We start from the raw sequence: 1394 nt of genomic DNA on the forward strand, positions 1-1394 counted from the left end.
AGTTCGTCGATTTTGTCTAAACGGGTAAAAATGGTTCTTTAATAAGCTGATATTCAAAGAAAAAATCACGTAAAAAAGTACAACCGCATCGGAATCGTTCCTAAGACCCGATAGGGCTGAAAGGTGGCCTTAATCCTTACGGATATGTTCACAACCCTACCAATTTTATTGATCCATATGGATTGGCAGGCAACGACTGTGGCAATATCAAACAAGATGTTCTTGATAATATTGCAGCAAGTAAGACTGCTAGAGAGTCCTCTAATTTCCCTAGAGCACCGCGATCAGCAGAAGAAGCAGCCGATCGTGCTCTGGCAGCAGGAAAAGTATCTGGTGCATCGGCTGAATTAAGAATAGGAAACCGAGTCTTTACTGGTATTAGTGGGGAAACAGTTCCCCAAAATTCAAAAGTTACAGGTGTCTTAATGGGAACACCACCTGCCCACCGAGCACCTTGGCATGGTGGATGTGCTGAAATATCCTGTCTTGATCAGGCGTTTAATGCTGGAGTTAAAGTTGAAGATCTAACAAAGTCTACATCTAAGGCCTTAAATATAGGTACTTCAGGAATAGCACACAAATCGCCTAAACCCGCGTGTGCAAGCTGTAGTTATGTGTTGAAATATTTTGGGGTAAAATTTGAATGACAATAAGTATTGGTTTAATTAAATGGCCTGAAGATAGTAAGTCATGTGTTCAGTTATATTTGAATTTCTTACTAAAAGTAACGGATATGTTAAATATAAATTTTGAGGGTTGTGAGAATGATCCTATTCAAATTACACGTGGATACTTAAAAGATAGTAAAACCGAAGATGAGAGAGAAGCTGCTCTATCATTTTGGTGGAATTATGTTGATAGCAATGATGGAATTAGAAATTTTAAAGATAAACCGCTTGTAATGGCGCGATTAGCTATCTGCTTTTTATCAATAAAAGAAAAAGATATACCAGAAATAGGTGAGCATCTATCATGGTTTCTTGAGGTTCTAGGATTTTTAGGCTTAAATCTATCTAAAATTGTTGATTTTATGGGTGAATATTTTGAATTTAACCCAAGGTAAATAAACTATGAAATAACGCCGGAAAGATCCCCATGATCTTCCGGCTTTTTTCTTTTTAAGAGCCGCTCAGTCCCTGCCCTTAGTTGCTGTTGTAGTCGCCAAGCAGTTCCCGCATTCTCAGCTTAATTTCACTGAGCTGGTCTTGCTGGCGCTGGTACTGTTGCTTAATGGTGCGGGTGTCGTCACTGTCAGGAATAAGCACCAGACAGCCATCCATAATCTTCACAGTCAGGGTACAACCCTTATCAAAGCCAGCGGCCTTAAGCCACTGGCCTTTCAAATGGATCGCAGGCGGGGCTTTGGCCTTGTTATTTTGCGGCACGTATCCCAC

Annotated in this window: 3 protein-coding genes; 2 read left to right on the forward strand and 1 reads right to left on the reverse strand. The window is 40.4% G+C overall.

Annotation, left to right across the window (positions count from 1 at the left end; translation table 11 throughout):
* Positions 1-182: 182 nt before the first annotated feature.
* Complete coding sequence (locus ABLA76_RS17605) at positions 183-647, forward strand: hypothetical protein (RefSeq protein ID WP_348988897.1); 465 nt, start codon at positions 183-185, stop codon at positions 645-647.
* Positions 644-1063: a hypothetical protein gene (locus ABLA76_RS17610; RefSeq protein ID WP_348988898.1), complete on the forward strand. Its 420-nt coding sequence runs from the start codon at positions 644-646 to the stop codon at positions 1061-1063. Before ABLA76_RS17605 ends, ABLA76_RS17610 begins: the two co-directional genes overlap by 4 nt.
* 79 nt (positions 1064-1142) lie before the next feature.
* Here ABLA76_RS17610 and ABLA76_RS17615 read toward each other — a convergent pair.
* A partial coding sequence (locus ABLA76_RS17615; protein WP_348988899.1) for a SymE family type I addiction module toxin occupies positions 1143-1394 on the reverse strand: 252 nt, incomplete at its 5' end.

Origin of the sequence: Xenorhabdus sp. SGI240, from assembly GCF_040081915.1 — a bacterium.
GTDB lineage: Bacteria > Pseudomonadota > Gammaproteobacteria > Enterobacterales > Enterobacteriaceae > Xenorhabdus > Xenorhabdus bakwenae.